This window comes from Saccharolobus solfataricus, assembly GCF_900079115.1.
GTDB classification, from domain to species: Archaea; Thermoproteota; Thermoprotei_A; order Sulfolobales; family Sulfolobaceae; genus Saccharolobus; species Saccharolobus solfataricus.
On the sequence record NZ_LT549890.1, the window covers coordinates 57,336 to 75,090 of the forward strand.

The following is a 17,755-nucleotide window of genomic DNA, read 5'->3' on the forward strand; positions in this document are numbered from 1 at the left end:
TTCAATTCACCTATACGACTTCTGCCTCCATCTCCTTGCACTATATCTCATCCACTTCTCTGATTCCGTCTGCCTTGGATCTCCAGCTAACATTGTCCTATCATAAGCCCTATATATCTTCTCTAATTCCTTACTACCAGTAAATTTAACCAACGCCCTAGCTAAAGCCATCCTAGCAGCATCAGCTTGACCCATTATCCCACCACCATAAGTTATTATTTTAGCATCTATTTTTGATCTAATATCATTCCCAGCTAAAAGTAATGGTTCCATGATTTTCAATCTTACCATTTCAATTGGTATTAACTCAATTGGTACGTTATTTACGAAGACTCTTCCTTTTCCAGCATATATATAACATGTAGCTCTAGCTGTCTTTCTCCTAGCACTGGAAATAACTAATTTCTGTTCTTCACTCATCCACTCCACCCTAGCTCTTTTGAAACCACTTCTACTGTAACATACTTACCTTTAAGTCTACTCACATCAGAGTCTGGGAATTTAATAAATTGTCTCCCCTCGAATTCTTTTGGCACCCCAACATATATCTTAACGTTCTTTAACATTCTACGTCCTTTACTGCTTTTAGGTAGCATTCCTCTTATAGTCCTTTTCACTATATTTATTGGTGATCTAGGCCTTCTAATCCCATTTCTATAAGGATTAAAAAGCGTTTTTACGGTTAAAAGTAATTTGTAAGACTCAATAACTCTGTTCTTCTCTCCACTTATTACCGCTTTCTCCCCATTTACTATAATTACCTTTTTGCCTTCCTTTAAAAGCCTAACTACGTTACTAGCCATCCTACCTAAGATCTGACCTTCTGCGTTAATTATGACCACTTGCTCTTGAACTTGCGTGCTCATTGTTTCATCAACCTCACACTTCTTCCTTTAAAATCCTTAAAGGTTTCTAAAGCTTTATATATACTCATAGCTTGACCACCGGAAGCTCTAATTTTCTCTATGGCAGATTTTGAGAAATCCAATGCAATAACAGTTACTTCGTGATCCAGCTTGCCTATACCTAACACTTTTCCGGGAACTACAACTATGTCATTAGGTTTAGTGTGTTCATTTATTTTGTAAAGATTTATGTAGGGCCTTTTTCTGGAAGGTATCGATAACTCTTCAGCTACTTTTCTCCACAACGGTTTTTTGGATTTTTCTAAATTTCTGATAAGCTTTCTAACAGTTATATTTGTACTACCAGTTACTTTCATTTAACCACCTCTACCAGTTTCTTCTCTAATTCTTCAATCTTTCTTATAATGCTTTTACCAGCCTCTAATAAAATTCTCTCTGGCTTAAGCGATCCAACACTCTCGATCTCAAGAATATATTTATCTTCTACGAAGGAAATTCTAATTGAACCATTACAGTATCTCAAACACTCTTCACATAAGGTGCAGGAGAGTTCATTCTTTACTGAGAGCTTACCATCCTTTAATTCAAATACACCCTCTGGACAAACATTAACTGCTTTCTCACAGTTTGCTAATATCTCAACTTTCGGATAATATCTAACTACTGATAAAGAAACTGGTATAAACTTAGCGTGTTCTTTTCCGTATCCTAATCTTAACCTAGCCTCAAGCGATATCTTTTGATTTGTACCTAATAACACAATCGGTATATCCCCAGATATTGGAACCACTGATGGGTCTTCCGACTTTATATCTTTAGAGTATATCATCCTAGGTTCGTTCGGCGCCTCCGCTTCGATGTAAATTTTAGTATAGCATTTTTCACAATTTTCAGTACATTCGATACATTCTTCTGGCCATCTATATGTATCTAAAGCTTCCTCTGACATAAAGGGTATTAAAGCCAACCTATGTGCTAAAATCTCATCATATAAAGGACTATTATTCTCAATAAAATATACGTCGTCGACAGCCATAATTGGCACATAAAGCATCGATGCTCTCCTAATTGCATTCACAAATTCTAAAGGATAACCCTCAAAAACTAGATCTATTCTCGTATCGTCCTTATGAAGTAGGTTGATTGACATGCATAAGCCGCCTATACTCTTCTTCCTCTTCTTCCGCCAGGTCTCCTTATGGTATCATGAGGTATAGGTGTAACATCCTCAATCCTTCCTATAATGAATCCAGCTCTAGCTAATGCTCTAATTGCAGGCTGGGCACCCGGTCCAGGTGTCTTACTTCCATATCCACCTGGTGCCCTAACCTTAATATGAAGCGCCATTATACCTTTTTCAAGCGCGTCACTAGCAGCTTTATTTGCAGCCAACATTGCAGCATAGGGTGATGATTTTTCTCGATCAGCTTTTACTACCATACCTCCACTAGCTCTGGAGATAATCTCCGCGCCAGTAAGATCACTTATTGTTAGCAAAGTGTTATTCTGGGATGCGTAAATATGAGCTATTCCCCATCTGATTTCACGCCTGCTTGACACCTATCTCACCTCCTTCTTGTTGAGACATAACTGGTGGTCTTGACTTAAATGAAGAAGTAACATAATAATCTATTAGATTTTCCTCATCTACATTGACAATATATCCTGGAGATGTAACTCTTTTGCCATTAACCGCAATATGTCCATGAGTTATTAACTGCCTAGCTTGATATATCGTATTTGACAATCCTTTCTTATACACTATAGTCTGTAATCTTCTCTCTAATAGATCTTGCTCAGTTAAACTTAGAATATCATCTACGGTTGCGGTTTCTTTCTTTAATAAGCCCATCTTTAACAGTTTCCCAACTAGCTGCTTTTCCCTAACAGCTCTCTCTGCAGGCGGCAATGCTAATAATGATCTTGCTTGGTGTCTGAACTTTCTAATTATTGACTGCGCTATCCAGATTTCCCTTTTATTCCTTAAACCATATTTTCCTAATAGTTCTTGCTCATAACCTATTCTCTCTTTTATCCAAGGATGTCCTGGGGTTTCCCACTTTTTCCTACTTTTCTTCGGATCTCCCATCTAAATCACCTTAAGAGGATTTTTGTTGTTGAGAAGAAGATTGTTGAGATTGTGGTTGAGCTGCTTTCTTTCTAGCCACACCTATAGTCATACCAGTTCTCCCTGTAGTCCTAGTTCTTTGTCCTCTAACCTTTAAGCCTAACGAATGCCTAACTCCTCTCCAACTTCTACTCTTCTTCTCTCTTTCTATATCATTTCTTACATAGAAGATCAAATCAGAAGTCACTAAATGTAAATCTAAACCACTCTCGTAATCTTTACGCCTATTATATAACCAACTAGGTAACCCTTTAATTGTATGATCGCTTATTACAGATTCAACTTTCTTTACTTCAGCATCAGATAGTTCCCCTAATCTCGCATTTGGATCCATTCCTAGTTTTCGTATTATCGCTTTCGCAGTGTTGTAACCAATTCCTTTTACCATCGCTAGGGCATAAGGTAATTTCATAGTTCCATCTACATCTTGCCCGAAAATTCTAACAACATACTTAAACTGTTGACTCATTAAGTATCAGCTTGTATGGTCTATGTAAAACTAGTTTTTAAGTTTTTCAATACGTTATCCATTTTTGTTTTAGCCTCAGCTATAGCATAATCTAAACGGTTTGATATATATTCTATGCTATAAGGTGAATAATTCCCAAAATATTTCTTTATAGGAGTATAAGGACTTTCTCTAAATTGTGGCTTAAGTTCTTTCCCATCATATGTAATTATAGGATATTGTCTGAAATCATCTATATAACCTACAATTTCGCTTCTAATATTATATTGAGCCAACCTCTTTTTAACTAAATCTGGATTATCAGTAAATATAAGTATTGAATCAATTGATATACCAAAAGGATCTATGTTAATCTCATTCAGCATCTTTCTAACCTTTGGATTTATTAATGAAAGAAACTTCTCCTCATCTATTACAAAACTTAAGTTAGTTATCTTCGAAACCTCCAGAGCATCAGCACGTATCCCTCCGTTAGTAACATCTGTCATAGAATAAACGTCGCTTGACAAATAATCTCTAACTATAATACAAGTAAGTAAGTCTTTTATGTTAAGCGTCTCCGAAATTACATCAGGCATACCATTATATATTGCTGTAGTTGCAATAGTTCCACCGCCATTTCCTTCAGTCATGAGTATTTTTAGCCCCTTCTTCACTCTTTTCCTTAAGAAATCCTTAGACTTTAATATTCCTATTGAACCTACAGCACCACTTATCCTATCTCCTAAAACTAAATCGCCACCTATTCTTAATGTGCTACCAGCCAGTATTGGGATATCTAAAGCTTTACTAATAGTAGTTACACCTGCTTCAAAGTCTATCAACATTCCTATATCGCTATCATCAGAAAGGTGTATGTCCACAATTAGACCTAATGGGTATGCCCCCTTAACCATAATATCCCGCAATGTTGCTCTAGTAGCATAAAAGCCGGCTAGGAACGGAAAATAAGATAGCCTAGAATGGATACCATCTATGGAGACGACTACGTTTTCCCTAATTCCAGCATCATCATATTCTTCGATTTGCTTACCAGCTAACTCAAATAACTTAGTATGTATTAAATTATCACCTATACCTCTAGATCCTAATCCGGCTTCCCCAGCTCTTATGTTAGTTTTAGGAAAACCAAATTTATCATCGGCCTTCATGGAATTAATAACTTCAGTCAAAATAACGTTAGAGATTTCTTCTGCATTATACCTATCACTCTTATAGAACCTTATTTCCTCTATTAGTTTAGTTTTTGCTTTTTCAATGTCCGGATAAAGTCTTCTTACTATTCCCTCTAGATCCATTAACGCAAAATATAATGCCATTATAATATATTTTTCTCATCAAGTGATTAGACGTATTTTGTTTTAAAATACAATAAGAGTAAACTACTATATGTTAATTTTTACAAATATATAACCAAAAAGATTCACGTAAAAATTAAGGTCGTGTTTATCATGAAATTACGGGATAATAATAGCTTTTTTAGTAGTAGTGGCGTAATAAATATGGGACAAAAATTGCCACCTACAAACAAACCTTCTTTTGAAAAGTTATATGACTGTGAAACTGAAAGTTGTATTCAAAAACTAGTAGATGATTATATTTATAATTTAATAACTGACAATAATAATATTAATAATTATACCACATTCAAGTTATTTAAAGATGAGGATGATAATGAACATAAATTCGTTTTAAATGAAAAAGTGATGTTAAATAGTTACTTATTTATCAAAGTACTTCTAAGGAGAATACTTGAGACAGATCTCGATTTTGAATACGTAGTTGAGGACCTCGAGAAAAAATTGGGAAATACACATCCAGTTGTTCTCTTTTTGAAACAATTCAAAGATGATTAGTGCTTTTTTACTTAAACTTCTCTTTACTTTTTGGGGAAACTGATTATGAGTATCGATCAAAGGTTACAGCTTATAATGAGAAATACAGCTGAAGTTATAACTATAGATGAATTAAGGAAAAAATTAGAATCTGATGAGAAATTAAAGGGTTATATAGGATTTGAGCCAAGTGGATTATTCCACATTGGATGGCTAATCTGGACACAAAAAGTGAAAGATTTAGTAGAAGCAGGCATTAATATGACATTATTAAGAGCAACTTGGCACGCATGGATTAACGATAAGTTGGGTGGAGATATGAACCTAATAAAAATGGCTGCTGACTACGCAGTTGAGGTAATAAAGAATTACGGAGTCGACGTAGGTAAGTTGAACATAGTAGATGCTGACGATATAGTTAAGGAGAAAGATTATTGGGCTCTTGTGATAAAAGTAGCGAAAAACGCTAGTTTAGCCAGAATAAAAAGAGCACTAACAATAATGGGAAGAAGGGCAGAAGAGGCTGAAATAGATGCATCAAAACTGATATATCCAGCCATGCAAGTTAGTGACATATTTTATCTGGATTTAGACATAGCACTAGGAGGAACAGATCAGAGAAAAGCCCACATGTTAGCAAGAGATGTAGCGGAAAAAATGGGCAAGAAGAAAATAGTATCGATACACACACCACTTTTAGTAGGGCTTCAAGGAGGACAGAGAATGAACATAACAGAGGGAATGGAAGAAGACGATATACAAGCTGAAATAAAAATGAGTAAATCAAAGCCAGAATCTGCGATCTTCGTTAATGATAGTAGAGAAGATGTGGAAAGAAAAATAATGGGTGCATATTGTCCTAAAGGTGTTGCAGAAAATAATCCAATTCTTCAAATATTAAAGTATATCATATTTCCGCGTTATAATTTTGTAAAGATTGAAAGAGATATTAAATATGGTGGGGACGTTGAATTTAAGGATTACGAGGAATTAGAAAGGACTTATATTGAAGGAAAAATACATCCGATGGATTTAAAGAAGACTACTGCGAGAAAACTAAATGAGATATTAGAACCTATAAGAAAAAGTTTAGAAAAGAAACCCGAGTTCGAGGAAATGATTCAGAAGATATCCAAAAGTGTAACAAGGTAATGTAAAGGTGAGCTTCCAAATGAAATATGATATAAGGTTAAGATTTGAAGTAGAGGGTATAGTCGAAAAAACTGATGTAATAGGTGCAATATTTGGCCAGACTGAAAACTTATTTGGAGATGAATTCGACCTAAGAGAGTTGCAAGATAAGGGAAGATTGGGAAGGATTATTGTAGAGGTAAAAACTAAAGGAGGGAAAAGCGAAGGAGAAATAATTATACCATCGAACTTAGACAGAATTGAGACCGCATTAATTGCTGCAATGGTTGAAAGTGTAGATAAGGTAGGACCATACAATTCAAAATTTGAGCTTATAGAAATAGAAGACATTAGAGCTGAGAAACTTAAAAAAATCATAGAAAGAGCAAAGGGAATTTTGTCAAGCTGGAGTAAAGAGAAATCACTGGACATAAAGGAAGTAATAAATGAGATAAGTAGCGCAGTAAAGGTAGGGGAAATAACAGAATATGGACCAGAAAGATTACCCGCAGGCCCAGACGTGGACAAGGATCCTAATTTAATAATAGTAGAAGGAAGAGCTGATGTAATAAATCTACTCAGATATGGCTACAAAAACGTAATAGCAGTAGAAGGAGCCACGTCAAGGATACCGGAAACACTAATTAACTTATCTAAGATGAAGAAGACAGTAATAGCGTTTTTAGACGGAGACCACGGTGGAGATCTGATACTCAAAGAATTATTAAGTAATAATGTAAAGATAGATTTCGTAGCAAGAGCACCGATTGGCAGAGAGGTAGAAGAACTAACAGGGAAAGAAATTGCAAAAGCCCTTTCCAATATGATGCCACTTACTCAATATCTAAAGAAGGTTCAAGAGGCAGAACAAGCAATAGCTAAAAATGTTATTGCAAAAGAAGAGAAACCAATACAGTCTGAAACTACACAACAAGTAGTCCAGATAACTTTGCCACAAAATATCCTTGAAGAAATCAAGAAACTCCCTGGAACTCTAGAGGGCGTTCTCTATGATAATAATTGGAATTTGATTGAGAAAGTTCAAGTACGAGATATAATACCTAAGTTAGAGGCTTACGAAGACAATAAAGTAGCTTATATAATATTTGATGGGGTAATAACTCAAAGATTATTAGATTTAGCGTCTCAAAAAAACATTAAAATGATAATAGGAGCTAGAATAGGTGGAATAAACAAAAGACCGCAAAACGTCGATATATTGACATTTACCGATATTATTTCTTCTTAGAAGCTCCAAATAAGTCTAGTATATCAGTTATATTAGTTTTTTTCAAACTTTCCTCATTTACTCCTAAAGGCTTGAGTAGCTTTAGGGTTTCTCTAAATATCTGATCAACGTAATATTCAATATCTATTCTGTTTTTCTCTTTTACAAGAAAGAAAGGTTCAGCGCGGTCATTTAGAGGGCCAAGACCTTTTACAATAACATAACCTATTTTCGAATCTTTAGATATTAAATAGCCAGATTGAATGGCCTTTCTCGCAGCAGTTACAAAAGGTAACTGATTATTATATTCGTTGAGATCTCTTTCTATCTTCGCCCAAGTTATTAATTCTTCATTATCAAATTCCCCTCTCCTTAACTTGATTACCGTAGATTTAACTAGCTTTATCGCTTTCTTAACGTCTTTGCTAATTAATATCTCCTCTATAATCTTTCTTTTTATATTCCTAGCTAATTCACAAAGATTCATATCCTCTTCCCCTTTTCTAGCAATATCTATCTTATCTCCCTCCGATAGCCCCGCATATCTATTATTATCTAAGACCAATAATGATTTGTAAAATATTTTTACCTTAACGTCTAGATTATATAAGCTATTTATCTTAGTTATTAACTCATTTACTTTATCTCTAGATCCGCCTGTCACAAATATTAAAAGGTCATTAGCTAAAATCACATCTAAACCTGAACTTTTAATTAGATCTATAATGAATCTAATTATTTCATTACTAAATTCATCAAAAGCACTGGCAATTTCTCTCGAATACCATCTTGCATTTACCCAATGAACATAATCATTAAATGACGATATTAACTCTTCAATAACCTTTATTTTGTTAGAATCTCGAACATTACTTAACTCATCTAAAAATGTCTTGTAAAGGCCAGACGGTTCTCTCTTAAATTTGTAATTAGAAATTGGGGAACTATAACAATCATCGCACTGCTCTTTGACTAAAGTATCTGGAGCTATATTAAATTTTCTTATCACTAATGAATAAACTGAAGATATATCAAGAACATAAACATCAGTATAGATACCAACTTTTGGTTGAATAATTATATTCTTTTTTATTTTTGAAGGACGGTTAGGATTATCCATTCGAATAGGAATTAATTCCCCAGATTTTGTAGCAGTCCTTATTAGTGAAGTCTCTATTCTATTTCCCCAACTAGCTACTGATAATTTATCTAAAGGTAGACCAACTATCTTAACTAGTTCACTATAGGTAGATAGTAGATAGTTACCTAATAAATATATTGATCTAGCGTTTTCTATACTATATTCTCTAATAATTCTTCTATTCTTCTCGTTATCCCAATATCTAGAAATTTCATACCACTTAAAAGAGTAACGACTAGGAGATATACCTAAATAATTACTTACGTCGATTAAATCTACATGTCCTAATGACCTTTCATTTACTAGTAAACCAGTTAAATCTACATTAAGCCTTCCAGAAATCGAGTAGTGTCCATAAGTACCCACACTTACCTCAGAACCTATTTTCCTTCCTATATCTATTTTTACTCCTAATGAACTAGCTCTTTCTGTAATATATTTCCAGGGAAGGAGATCTGAATCATATACAAATATTATATCAGGATCATAATTTAATATGTAGTCAACGAATCTCCTTATAATTTTGAGATCGTCTATACCTTCATCTAAACTAAACTGCATAGGACCTTCCTTGCTCCATAAACTCATAACTACTATCGGATCTTTTCTAGGATTTAACGAGCCATATTTACTGTAGATCTGAAAATCGACTCCAATAGTTCTTAATTCTGGCATATTACCCTCATAATGTGAAAGAATCTTATCTAAAATGTATGCTTTCTTCGTGCGAAATCCATCAAACTTTACTTCATTTACCTCCGCTCTAAACCAAGTAAATGGCCTAAGATCAAAATCTAGTGAATATCTCATAGTATACCTTATATCCGCATCGAAAATGCCTTTTATATTATTTAGTTCGCTGATTTTTTCTCTACACTTTTTGATTTGAGTAGGCGTGGATGTTTGTATAAGTAAAGCGTCTACAATATTACCTAAGTATTTCCTTTTAACTTTAGTGATTTGGAGAGCTTCACAATTCTTTTTTATATTCTCAATTATTTCATTCTCATTGCCCTCATATATTATATAAAAATATGGTCTAAAATTATTATCTATAACCACACTACTGTTTCCTTCATCATCAACGCTCCAAATGTAAACTAGTGGAGTGTTACCCTTGATTTCATAAGAGAAATCTAATATAAAGAAATCCTTAATCATATATTACTAACTAAATGACTAGCTTTTTAATTTATTCAAAGTTTTTAACAATTAATCCAGATATTTATAATATAAATTCTTTACCATCACAAATGCGTGCTTATCTCTTCCATAATAATTCTTACGTACATACATTATAAGATAACCGTTAGCTCGATAAAAGGAAATCGCCGATAAGTTATTAGTATTGACTTCTAAATACGAATATCTAGCTCCGTTTAGCTTGAATCTCTCCTCAATTTCATTTAGAAGTTTGGCGCCAATGCCTTGTTTTCTGTATATAGGTTCGACAGCTATTGAGACTATGTGCCCTCTATAGCCATATTGAATTATACCTATTATATATCCAACTACTTTCTCTCTTTGTTTAGCAACCAAATAAAGTTTATTTGCAAGAAACAAATACGCTCTTAATAATGAATAAGGATAAGGATCTTCGAAACTTTCCGTTTCTATTTGAAAAATCTGATCTAAATCTGCCTCTGTTGCATCAGTTATAATTACCATGCTATGAAACTTTAATTTGTGAGAATATTAGAATTTGATGAGAAACGCCAAGCTGTCAAATTACATATAGAGTCAGAAGACGATTTATGGCTTTTACATTTAATTTTGGAAAAAGATGATAAAGTTGTAGCAAAAACTACGAGAGACGTGGGATTAGGAAAAGAGAGTAGAAGAATACCTATGACCATTATCCTTAAAGTAGATTACACGGAGTTTCAAGAGTTCACAAATAGATTACGAATTCATGGAATAATAGAAGATGCGCCTGAAAGATTTGGAATAAAGGGGGCTCATCATACAATTAATTTAGATATAGGAGACGAGATTATCATTATAAAACAGCAATGGAATAAGTATGTGTTAGATAGGCTTAAGAGACAAGCTAATAAGAGAAGCAGAATAATAATTGCGTTAGTGGACTTTGACGAATATCTAATTGCAATACCGTTTGAACAAGGGATAAAGATCCTTTCAGAGAAATCATTAAGACCATTAAATGAGGAAGAAGGAATAATAGAGCAAAATGCATTAGAGATTGCAACGGAGCTTGCAGAGTACGTAAAGCAATATGATCCTGATGCTATACTATTAGCTGGACCAGGATTCTTTAAAGAAGAAGTAAGTAAAAAGGTAAATGCTATTTTAAAGAATAAGAAGATTTACATCGATAGCGTATCATCTGCTACTAGAGCGGGACTTCATGAGGTTCTAAAGAGAGATATAATAGACAAGATAATGACAGATTATGAGATTGCGATTGGAGCTAAGAAAATGGAAAAAGCTATGGAACTCTTGGCTAAGCAGCCAGAACTAGTAACCTATGGCTTAGAGCAAGTAAAGAATGCTATTGAAATGGGTGCTGTAGAAACTGTTTTAGTGATTGAAGACCTATTATCCTCAGATGAACAAGAGAGGCTAACAATCGAAAGAATGCTTGAAGATATAGAAAATAAGAGGGGGGAGGTAATATTAGTACCTAAAGAATCACCAATCTATTTTGAATTAAAAAATCTTACTGGGATATTAGCTATTCTTAGATTTAGAATAAATTAGCTTCTCTCCTACTCTTAATCTTCGGGAATCAGGATGTTCTTCAACTATATAAATTTCATTTATTAAATTAGTGTAATCATTTAGAAGATCTCCGACAATACTTGGCGATATAGAGTACTCATCTGAACCAGTGGACTCACCAAAATTTTCCAGAATAGGAATTTCGCCTTTAGTCTTAACTATTGCTCTTACTACTGTAGCTTCATTAGTATACTCCTCATAGGGTTTTGAACTATATTTGATTATTCTAAAAAATCTAGTTCTAGTTTCGACAAGATCTTTATAGATAGAACTACAATAATGAACGGTAATTTTTTTATTATCTTCAAATTTTTTCAGAACATCCAAGGCAGTTTCAAAACTACCTTCTACACCAGTTATTCCATGTTTTGCATGAAATCCTTTACTATTTAGATTTAAATAATTCCTAGAATTCAGCTCTAGCTCGTTCAAATTTACAAACTTAACATTATTTTCCTCAGCCCATTTAATTAATCTAACTATTTTATCCTTCTCGTTCGGAATAGCCGGTAATTCTAAACCTATATCAATATCGTACTTTAATGCAACCTTTACCGCATTTAGATACAATTCCTTTACTGGATGAAAACGCATCTCATCTAACCCTGCATTGACTAATTCCCTCATTATATCGTCATTAACATAACGTCCAGTAGTGTAAAGATGAATATGAAAATCATACCCAAATTCATTTTTTAACTCCTCAATAATCTCGATTACTCTACCTATTTCGAGAATAGGATCACCGCCAGTTATTCCTGCACCTAAAGCTTTCATCCTATACGCCTCATATATAACGTCCATAGAGTTATTTACTTCAGTTTCATTTGCAAATATCTTATTTTTTCCAAATCTATCATCACTTACTGGACAATAATAACAGTTATCATCACATTCGCCTGTGATAAAGAGCACTAATTTCCCTCCTAATCTACAGAGTTCACATCCTTTAGGTAATTTCCCAGTATACAGTCCTATCTCTGGATTTCCTATAATGGTCAATTAACTCATCTATCTTTCTAATGACATTCACGTTTTTAATTTCTTCTCTTATCGTCTCTAACTGCCTAATTCCCTCATCACTATTAATGGGCTTGTTTGCTTGTAACTTAGGAAAACCCTCGTTGCCACCCTCTGGAAAATACCAATCTTTAAACCAAGTGAAACCTGCTGATAACAGTGAAAAACCTAAAGGAGTCTCAACAGGATGTTTCCCTATATAAAGCCTTTCACGGGTTTCATTGTCCCTAATATAAGTTACAAATAGTTTGCCTCCTGGAGAAAGGAAGTTATATACGACTTTGAAAAAAATTACCTCCAGATTTTCATTTCTTAGAATAGGATAATAGTCTATCTCTAGCCAAGGAGTATAGTAATCCCTGCCTTTAAAGTAATTACATTTCCCTATTTGTCTACCGTTGCTTAATAGAAGATCAAATGACACAAGTTCTTTTATATGAGTATTTTTCAAATTTCTTACTTCTAACTTATAGAATGCACTAAGATTTACTCCATTAAGTTCAGACATCTACCATCCTCTTGAAAAATTTATTGGACTTGTACATCTTATTAAACGCATCATAAATACTTTCGTTGCCGCCCAAATCGTATCTCAAAAATACGCCAGTATGTCCTCGTTCCATCCTCCTCGCCAATAACCTTTTCCTTTCCATTATTGTCTCTAATGAAATCTTAAGAAGTTTTGAAGCATAATCCTCATTTCCTTCTAATGGAATCTCCATATGGCCATTTTCAGTAGGGATAATTAACATTAGTTTTTTGTTAACGCCAGGAACGCGTTCATTTTTTGAGAGACCTTTTAAATCTACTAACCCACCAAATGAATAAAACTCAATCTCATTTCTCCTTAATCTGCCTAATGGAAATGATATAACTATAGTCTCTTCCTCATCTAACGATAGATAGGCCTTAGGTACGGAGTTAGGTGTAGCTTGAATAAGATACTTATGATTTACGTTTAGCGTATCCAATACGATTTGATTAGGATTAAATACTATGATATCTACGTCACTTTTTTCATTCACATCCCCTCGAGCTACAGAGCCATAAACGTATCCTTCCATTCCGTATTGTTTTAAAAGTGAAAGGATTTCAATTGCTATCTTTCTCTTCTCATTTAAAACTTGCCAATGACGATCACTATACTCTATTTGCACATCTTTTTAATTTCTAAATACATTATTAGATTTGTGGATCAAATATACTTAGCTGTAGCGTTATTCCTATCTTTTTGGTTGATTATCTATGTTTTTAGAAGAAGACTAGAGAAATATAACCTAACAGTCTACCCATTTTTCATATTATGGAGAAAAAAATCAAGGGAATATTGGTTTCCTAAGTTCTCCAGATCCAAAGGCTATAGAGCTTATGAAAAAATTGCTCTACCAATAGGTTTCTTACTTATGATAGCAGGGATCGTTACAATATTATATATAATAATAGAAATGCTAACCATCAAACCAAATCAAACTCCTACAATAGCATTAAAACCAATAATTCCAGGGGTGACGATAAGCATCTCTCAGTTACCCTACATATTACTAGCTATTGGAGTTTCAGTAGCGATACATGAAATTTTCCACGCATTGTCCGCCACATCAAATAATGTAAAAGTTAAAAATGGAGGAGTTCTATTACTTGGAATATTCCCTGGAGCATTCGTAGAACCAGATGAAGATGATTTTAATAAATCTACAAGTAATGCAAAACTTAAAATAATCGCTGCAGGAATAGTAATTAACCTAGTCTTAGCACTAATTGCACTTCCATTATCCTTTGAACTTCCATATTTACCTTCAGCACTCTCGCAAGGGATAATAATAGAAGGTGTGCTTAATAATACACCAGCAGCCAACGCATCACTTCATACCGGAGATATAATATATTCCATAAATGGTTATCGTTTAACGACATTATCTCAGCTTCATGAACTTCTTTACAACTACAGCACTATCACTATAACTCTGAAACATCCTAATGGGAGTTTAAGTAATGTAAGTGTTAACATTCCTAATCATTTCTTAGGAGTTTATGTCACATACTATATTCCAGATTATATAGCTGCAATTTTAATGTTCTTCACATGGTTATTTATAGTGAATTTTAGCTTAGCTGTATTCAATGCCGCTCCACTAATAATAACTGATGGTGGAAAACTCCTAACTGAATTATTAAAGAGAATGCTAGGCGAGAGCAACGGCGAAAAAATTTCATATTACTTGCAGTCACTATTCCTTTTGATCTTTATATTCGCAATATTTCTATCTAATCGTCCTCTAGGATAACCTTACTACTTATCATGGGGAAAGGAATAACTTCTTTGATACTGTAATTATTTGTTACTAACATAACTATTCTGTCTATACCAATACCTAAACCTCCAGTGGGTGGCATTCCATAACTTAAGGCTCTTACAAAATCCTTATCGTAAGGATGAGCCTCCTCGTCTCCTCTTCTGAACATCTCTTGTTCTTCTCTAAATAATTTATCTTGCAATATAGGGTCGTTCAACTCCGTGTATGCGTTTGCAACCTCCATACCAGCTATGAACATCTCAAATCTTTCGACTAGTCCCGGTTTATTCCTATGTGGTTTACAAAGTGGTGTAGTCTCTATTGGGTAATCAGTAATGAAGGTTGGGTTAGTTAAGGTGGGTGTGACTAGTTTATCGAACAATTTCTCTATCATCAACCCTCTAACATACTGGTTTCCTCTTGGAGTTAGATTGTATTTTTTCATTAACTCCTTAAGCTCATTGTCACTCATACTTTCAACATCCTTACCTAAAATTTCAGATAAAGAATCATACATACTAATTCTCTTGAACGGACCTTCAAAGTCTATTTCGTACTTTCCATATACTATTTTTGTACTATTTGTAACCTTCTTGACTACACTCTTAAGTAGATCTTCAGTTAAATTCATTATATCGTTGTAATCGGCGTATGCCCAATAGAGCTCTAAGAGAGTAAACTCAGGATTATGAGTTACATCGATATCTTCATTTCTAAATACCTTACCTATCTCGAAAACTTTGTTAAATCCACCTATTATATACCTTTTTAGGTATAATTCTAATGCTATTCTTAAGTACCAATCTTCATTTAAGTAATTTACATGTGTTTTAAAAGGTTTCGCTAATGCCCCACCATATACTGGTTGAACTATTGGCGTTTCAACTTCAATAAAGCCTTTGGAATAAAGAAACTCCCTAATTTCTCTTATAATTGTATACCTTATTTCCATAGCCTTCCTCGCATTATCGTTATAGAGGAAATCCACATATCTATGCGCATATCTAAATTCTGGGGAAAGCTTTGACCAATCTGGAGGTTCTATAAGGGCTTTCGATAGTAGTTGGTAATCCTTTACAAGGAGGCTTAACTCACCTTTCATCGTATAAAACAAATCACCTTTTACACCTATTATATCCCCTCTTCCAACATATATAAAGAATTTATCATATTTTTCTTTAAGTTCGTCAACTCTCATATATAATTGCAATTTCTCACCTTCATCAAATATATCTACAAAGGATGCCTTTCCATGCCTTCTTATATTAGCGACGCGTCCTGCTGTAGATATGTTAAACATGAACGGCTCATGGGATTTATTACCTTGTGATTTGGCAATTAGCTTAATATCTTTAATCAGATGAGTTACTTCGTATTTATGAGGATATGGCTCAATGCCATTTTTTCTTAATTCTTCAACGATTTTTACTCTTCTTTCGTCCCAATTCATCAACAATTAGATAGGTCGGCAGAAATTAAAGCCTATCTTCTCTCTCGTTTAGATGTATGGGCCCGGCGGGACTCGAACCCGCGACCACTGGGTCTCTCCTCTCCAGATACACTTCATCCCCATAAAGGGTCTTAAGACCCAATGTCTAGCATTAATATCTGGAGCCCAGTACTCTACCTGGCTAAGCTACGGGCCCATTACTTAATATTAAGTATAACCAAAACAAAATAAGTTTAGTGCTACCTCTTCCTCGCCTTAAAAACTGAAAATCCACGCTACCAAATCCTAAATTTAGGAGAAAAGATTGGAAAGTCATACAATTACACCATAATTGAGGTTTACTCTTAAGATACTTTACACATCTAAGTTGATATTTGTCTTGATTCGATCCAGTACTCTGAATCAAAGTAGGCTATCCACAAATAGAGAGAATTAGCAAAAAGCCGTTCCCTTGCAAAACTCTCTTAAATTTATATTTAGTTTATTTTTCCATTGTTTAACTTCTTCAAAAATTATATTAAAATTATATAAGATCTGGATCTAGACATTTACGTAATGTCCTTTGAGGAGAATTTACCTTAACATTTACGATGTAAATAAATAAAAGAATTTTTCATAAATTATTATTTTTTATGTATAATACTTCAACCTTTATGATCAATACTAAACTCTTAGGCTGAAATTTTCCTTGTGCTCTCCATTATAGCTAGAAGATATTTTCACTTTTTAATCAAACCAAAGCTTTTACCTTTGATCACTTTTTATAATATATCATAAACCTTCTTAATCATCTTGTACTTGCATAAAAAGATAAAACAAATCTCTTTTTGAAGTATATATTTTTCCAAATAGTACGAAATCTAAGATCTAATACCCATTTTAATAGTAATAATTGCTTTACCAAGATAATTTACCTAAGGTTAAGCTCAGTAATAAGACTTATATGAAAAATTATGAAAAATAGAACTTTAAAAAACTTGACCTTCGCCTTAAGACTTCTACCTTTATCTCTATGGCGTTAAATTATGTTTAAATTAACTTGAAGTTTTACCTTTAATCTCGTTTACTCTCTTAATTATTTCATCAACTAGATCCTTAGCTTCGCCAGGCTCTAAGATAGCTGCAGATGCTGTGGCTACTTGTAAACCACAAGCTTCTCCTAAGGCTTTTTTAGAGGAAACATAAACATATGGTATTTTTTTCTCATCGCATAACAGTGGTAGGTGTGCAACTATTTCCTCTGGTTGTACATCTTCAGCAATAATTACTAATTTAGCTTGACCCCTTTCTACAGCCTTTGTTGTCTCATTGGTACCCTTCTTTATCTTTCCGCTTTCCTTAGCTTTTCTTACTGCTTCTAATACTTTATCTGCTAGGTCTTGTGGTACTTCAAACTTAACATAACTAGCTTTTGACATCGCGTTCATCCTCCTCTAGTTTCGTCACGCAAG

At 33.9% G+C, this 17,755-nt stretch carries 20 protein-coding genes and 1 tRNA gene; 5 read left to right on the forward strand and 16 right to left on the reverse strand.

Translation table 11 applies throughout. The features are described from left to right. Nucleotides 1-6: 6 nt before the first annotated feature. From SSOP1_RS00345 to SSOP1_RS00380, 8 genes are read right to left on the reverse strand one after another with little or no spacing between them, the layout of a single operon-like run. Nucleotides 7-420, reverse strand: coding sequence for a 30S ribosomal protein S9 (locus tag SSOP1_RS00345; protein WP_009988877.1), 414 nt, complete (start codon nucleotides 418-420; stop codon nucleotides 7-9). Continuing rightward, nucleotides 417-866, reverse strand: a complete 450-nt coding sequence (locus SSOP1_RS00350) for a 50S ribosomal protein L13 (protein WP_009988879.1) — start codon at nucleotides 864-866, stop codon at nucleotides 417-419. The genes SSOP1_RS00345 and SSOP1_RS00350 overlap by 4 nt, the downstream gene beginning before the upstream one ends. Further along, nucleotides 863-1,222, reverse strand: a complete 360-nt coding sequence (locus SSOP1_RS00355; protein WP_009988880.1) for a 50S ribosomal protein L18e — start codon at nucleotides 1,220-1,222, stop codon at nucleotides 863-865. Before SSOP1_RS00355 ends, SSOP1_RS00350 begins: the two co-directional genes overlap by 4 nt. Then, nucleotides 1,219-2,016: a DNA-directed RNA polymerase subunit D gene (locus tag SSOP1_RS00360; RefSeq protein WP_009988881.1), complete on the reverse strand. Its 798-nt coding sequence runs from the start codon at nucleotides 2,014-2,016 to the stop codon at nucleotides 1,219-1,221. The genes SSOP1_RS00355 and SSOP1_RS00360 overlap by 4 nt, the downstream gene beginning before the upstream one ends. A gap of 11 nt (nucleotides 2,017-2,027) precedes the next feature. Beyond that, on the reverse strand, nucleotides 2,028-2,426 hold the full coding sequence (locus SSOP1_RS00365) for a 30S ribosomal protein S11 (RefSeq protein WP_009988884.1): 399 nt from the start codon (nucleotides 2,424-2,426) through the stop codon (nucleotides 2,028-2,030). Then, entirely contained in the window at nucleotides 2,410-2,955 is a 546-nt protein-coding gene (locus tag SSOP1_RS00370; protein WP_009988885.1) for a 30S ribosomal protein S4, read from the reverse strand. The genes SSOP1_RS00365 and SSOP1_RS00370 overlap by 17 nt, the downstream gene beginning before the upstream one ends. A 10-nt stretch (nucleotides 2,956-2,965) precedes the next feature. Then, on the reverse strand, nucleotides 2,966-3,463 hold the full coding sequence (locus SSOP1_RS00375; protein ID WP_009988886.1) for a 30S ribosomal protein S13: 498 nt from the start codon (nucleotides 3,461-3,463) through the stop codon (nucleotides 2,966-2,968). A gap of 20 nt (nucleotides 3,464-3,483) precedes the next feature. Continuing rightward, the gene (locus SSOP1_RS00380; RefSeq protein WP_009988887.1) at nucleotides 3,484-4,761 is read right to left on the reverse strand and encodes an AIR synthase related protein; all 1,278 of its coding nucleotides are present in this window, start codon (nucleotides 4,759-4,761) and stop codon (nucleotides 3,484-3,486) included. Nucleotides 4,762-4,965: 204 nt separating this feature from the next. On the opposite strand from SSOP1_RS00380, the gene SSOP1_RS00385 reads away from it, so the two are divergent. From SSOP1_RS00385 to dnaG, 3 genes are read left to right on the forward strand one after another with little or no spacing between them, the layout of a single operon-like run. Beyond that, on the forward strand, nucleotides 4,966-5,319 hold the full coding sequence (locus SSOP1_RS00385; protein ID WP_009988889.1) for a hypothetical protein: 354 nt from the start codon (nucleotides 4,966-4,968) through the stop codon (nucleotides 5,317-5,319). Nucleotides 5,320-5,364: 45 nt separating this feature from the next. Then, nucleotides 5,365-6,450: a tyrosine--tRNA ligase gene (locus tag SSOP1_RS00390; RefSeq protein WP_009988890.1), complete on the forward strand. Its 1,086-nt coding sequence runs from the start codon at nucleotides 5,365-5,367 to the stop codon at nucleotides 6,448-6,450. A 19-nt stretch (nucleotides 6,451-6,469) separates the two neighbouring features. After that, nucleotides 6,470-7,678, forward strand: coding sequence for a DNA primase DnaG (gene dnaG, locus SSOP1_RS00395; protein WP_009988891.1), 1,209 nt, complete (start codon nucleotides 6,470-6,472; stop codon nucleotides 7,676-7,678). Here the strand turns inward: dnaG and SSOP1_RS00400 are convergent. Further along, entirely contained in the window at nucleotides 7,665-9,959 is a 2,295-nt protein-coding gene (locus tag SSOP1_RS00400; RefSeq protein ID WP_009988892.1) for a DNA-directed DNA polymerase, read from the reverse strand. The two genes, dnaG and SSOP1_RS00400, sit on opposite strands and share 14 nt — an antisense overlap. 51 nt (nucleotides 9,960-10,010) lie before the next feature. After that, a complete protein-coding gene (rimI, locus tag SSOP1_RS00405; RefSeq protein ID WP_009988894.1) occupies nucleotides 10,011-10,466 on the reverse strand; it encodes a ribosomal protein S18-alanine N-acetyltransferase in 456 nt (151 codons plus the stop codon). An 18-nt stretch (nucleotides 10,467-10,484) separates the two neighbouring features. Here rimI and SSOP1_RS00410 point away from each other — a divergent pair, with 18 nt between their 5' ends. Next, nucleotides 10,485-11,519, forward strand: coding sequence for an mRNA surveillance protein pelota (locus SSOP1_RS00410; protein ID WP_009988896.1), 1,035 nt, complete (start codon nucleotides 10,485-10,487; stop codon nucleotides 11,517-11,519). Here SSOP1_RS00410 and SSOP1_RS00415 read toward each other — a convergent pair. Genes SSOP1_RS00415 through SSOP1_RS00425 form a run of 3 tightly spaced genes read right to left on the reverse strand, consistent with a single transcriptional unit; the run spans nucleotide 11,490 to nucleotide 13,717 of the window. Continuing rightward, on the reverse strand, nucleotides 11,490-12,542 hold the full coding sequence (locus tag SSOP1_RS00415; protein ID WP_009988897.1) for a radical SAM protein: 1,053 nt from the start codon (nucleotides 12,540-12,542) through the stop codon (nucleotides 11,490-11,492). The genes SSOP1_RS00410 and SSOP1_RS00415 overlap by 30 nt on opposite strands. Beyond that, nucleotides 12,490-13,068 carry a DUF1122 family protein gene (locus SSOP1_RS00420; RefSeq protein WP_009988899.1) on the reverse strand — a complete coding sequence of 193 codons (579 nt, stop codon included), beginning with the start codon at nucleotides 13,066-13,068 and terminating at the stop codon, nucleotides 12,490-12,492. The genes SSOP1_RS00415 and SSOP1_RS00420 overlap by 53 nt, the downstream gene beginning before the upstream one ends. Then, nucleotides 13,061-13,717: a nucleotidyltransferase domain-containing protein gene (locus SSOP1_RS00425; protein ID WP_009988900.1), complete on the reverse strand. Its 657-nt coding sequence runs from the start codon at nucleotides 13,715-13,717 to the stop codon at nucleotides 13,061-13,063. The genes SSOP1_RS00420 and SSOP1_RS00425 overlap by 8 nt, the downstream gene beginning before the upstream one ends. On the opposite strand from SSOP1_RS00425, the gene SSOP1_RS00430 reads away from it, so the two are divergent. Next, nucleotides 13,691-14,845: a site-2 protease family protein gene (locus SSOP1_RS00430; RefSeq protein ID WP_009988901.1), complete on the forward strand. Its 1,155-nt coding sequence runs from the start codon at nucleotides 13,691-13,693 to the stop codon at nucleotides 14,843-14,845. The genes SSOP1_RS00425 and SSOP1_RS00430 overlap by 27 nt on opposite strands. Here SSOP1_RS00430 and lysS read toward each other — a convergent pair. The 3 genes from lysS to rpl7ae form a co-directional block, all read right to left on the reverse strand. After that, entirely contained in the window at nucleotides 14,826-16,304 is a 1,479-nt protein-coding gene (gene lysS, locus SSOP1_RS00435; RefSeq protein ID WP_009988902.1) for a lysine--tRNA ligase, read from the reverse strand. The two genes, SSOP1_RS00430 and lysS, sit on opposite strands and share 20 nt — an antisense overlap. A 57-nt stretch (nucleotides 16,305-16,361) precedes the next feature. Beyond that, nucleotides 16,362-16,500: transfer RNA gene (locus tag SSOP1_RS00440), tRNA-Trp, on the reverse strand. Between the two features lie 838 nt (nucleotides 16,501-17,338). After that, entirely contained in the window at nucleotides 17,339-17,722 is a 384-nt protein-coding gene (gene rpl7ae / locus SSOP1_RS00445) for a 50S ribosomal protein L7Ae (protein ID WP_009988903.1), read from the reverse strand. Nucleotides 17,723-17,755: the final 33 nt, after the last annotated feature.

Coding starts and splice junctions, on each gene's coding strand:
- SSOP1_RS00345 (WP_009988877.1), bottom strand. CDS start 420: ATGAGTGAAGAACAGAAATTAGTTATTTCCAGTGCTAGGAGAAAGACA.
- SSOP1_RS00420 (WP_009988899.1), bottom strand. CDS start 13,068: ATGTCTGAACTTAATGGAGTAAATCTTAGTGCATTCTATAAGTTAGAA.
- SSOP1_RS00375 (WP_009988886.1), bottom strand. CDS start 3,463: ATGAGTCAACAGTTTAAGTATGTTGTTAGAATTTTCGGGCAAGATGTA.
- SSOP1_RS00355 (WP_009988880.1), bottom strand. CDS start 1,222: ATGAAAGTAACTGGTAGTACAAATATAACTGTTAGAAAGCTTATCAGA.
- dnaG (WP_009988891.1), top strand. CDS start 6,470: ATGAAATATGATATAAGGTTAAGATTTGAAGTAGAGGGTATAGTCGAA.
- SSOP1_RS00360 (WP_009988881.1), bottom strand. CDS start 2,016: ATGTCAATCAACCTACTTCATAAGGACGATACGAGAATAGATCTAGTT.
- rpl7ae (WP_009988903.1), bottom strand. CDS start 17,722: ATGTCAAAAGCTAGTTATGTTAAGTTTGAAGTACCACAAGACCTAGCA.
- SSOP1_RS00370 (WP_009988885.1), bottom strand. CDS start 2,955: ATGGGAGATCCGAAGAAAAGTAGGAAAAAGTGGGAAACCCCAGGACAT.
- SSOP1_RS00400 (WP_009988892.1), bottom strand. CDS start 9,959: ATGATTAAGGATTTCTTTATATTAGATTTCTCTTATGAAATCAAGGGT.
- lysS (WP_009988902.1), bottom strand. CDS start 16,304: ATGAATTGGGACGAAAGAAGAGTAAAAATCGTTGAAGAATTAAGAAAA.
- SSOP1_RS00430 (WP_009988901.1), top strand. CDS start 13,691: ATGACGATCACTATACTCTATTTGCACATCTTTTTAATTTCTAAATAC.
- SSOP1_RS00350 (WP_009988879.1), bottom strand. CDS start 866: ATGAGCACGCAAGTTCAAGAGCAAGTGGTCATAATTAACGCAGAAGGT.
- SSOP1_RS00380 (WP_009988887.1), bottom strand. CDS start 4,761: ATGGATCTAGAGGGAATAGTAAGAAGACTTTATCCGGACATTGAAAAA.
- rimI (WP_009988894.1), bottom strand. CDS start 10,466: ATGGTAATTATAACTGATGCAACAGAGGCAGATTTAGATCAGATTTTT.
- SSOP1_RS00385 (WP_009988889.1), top strand. CDS start 4,966: ATGGGACAAAAATTGCCACCTACAAACAAACCTTCTTTTGAAAAGTTA.
- SSOP1_RS00390 (WP_009988890.1), top strand. CDS start 5,365: ATGAGTATCGATCAAAGGTTACAGCTTATAATGAGAAATACAGCTGAA.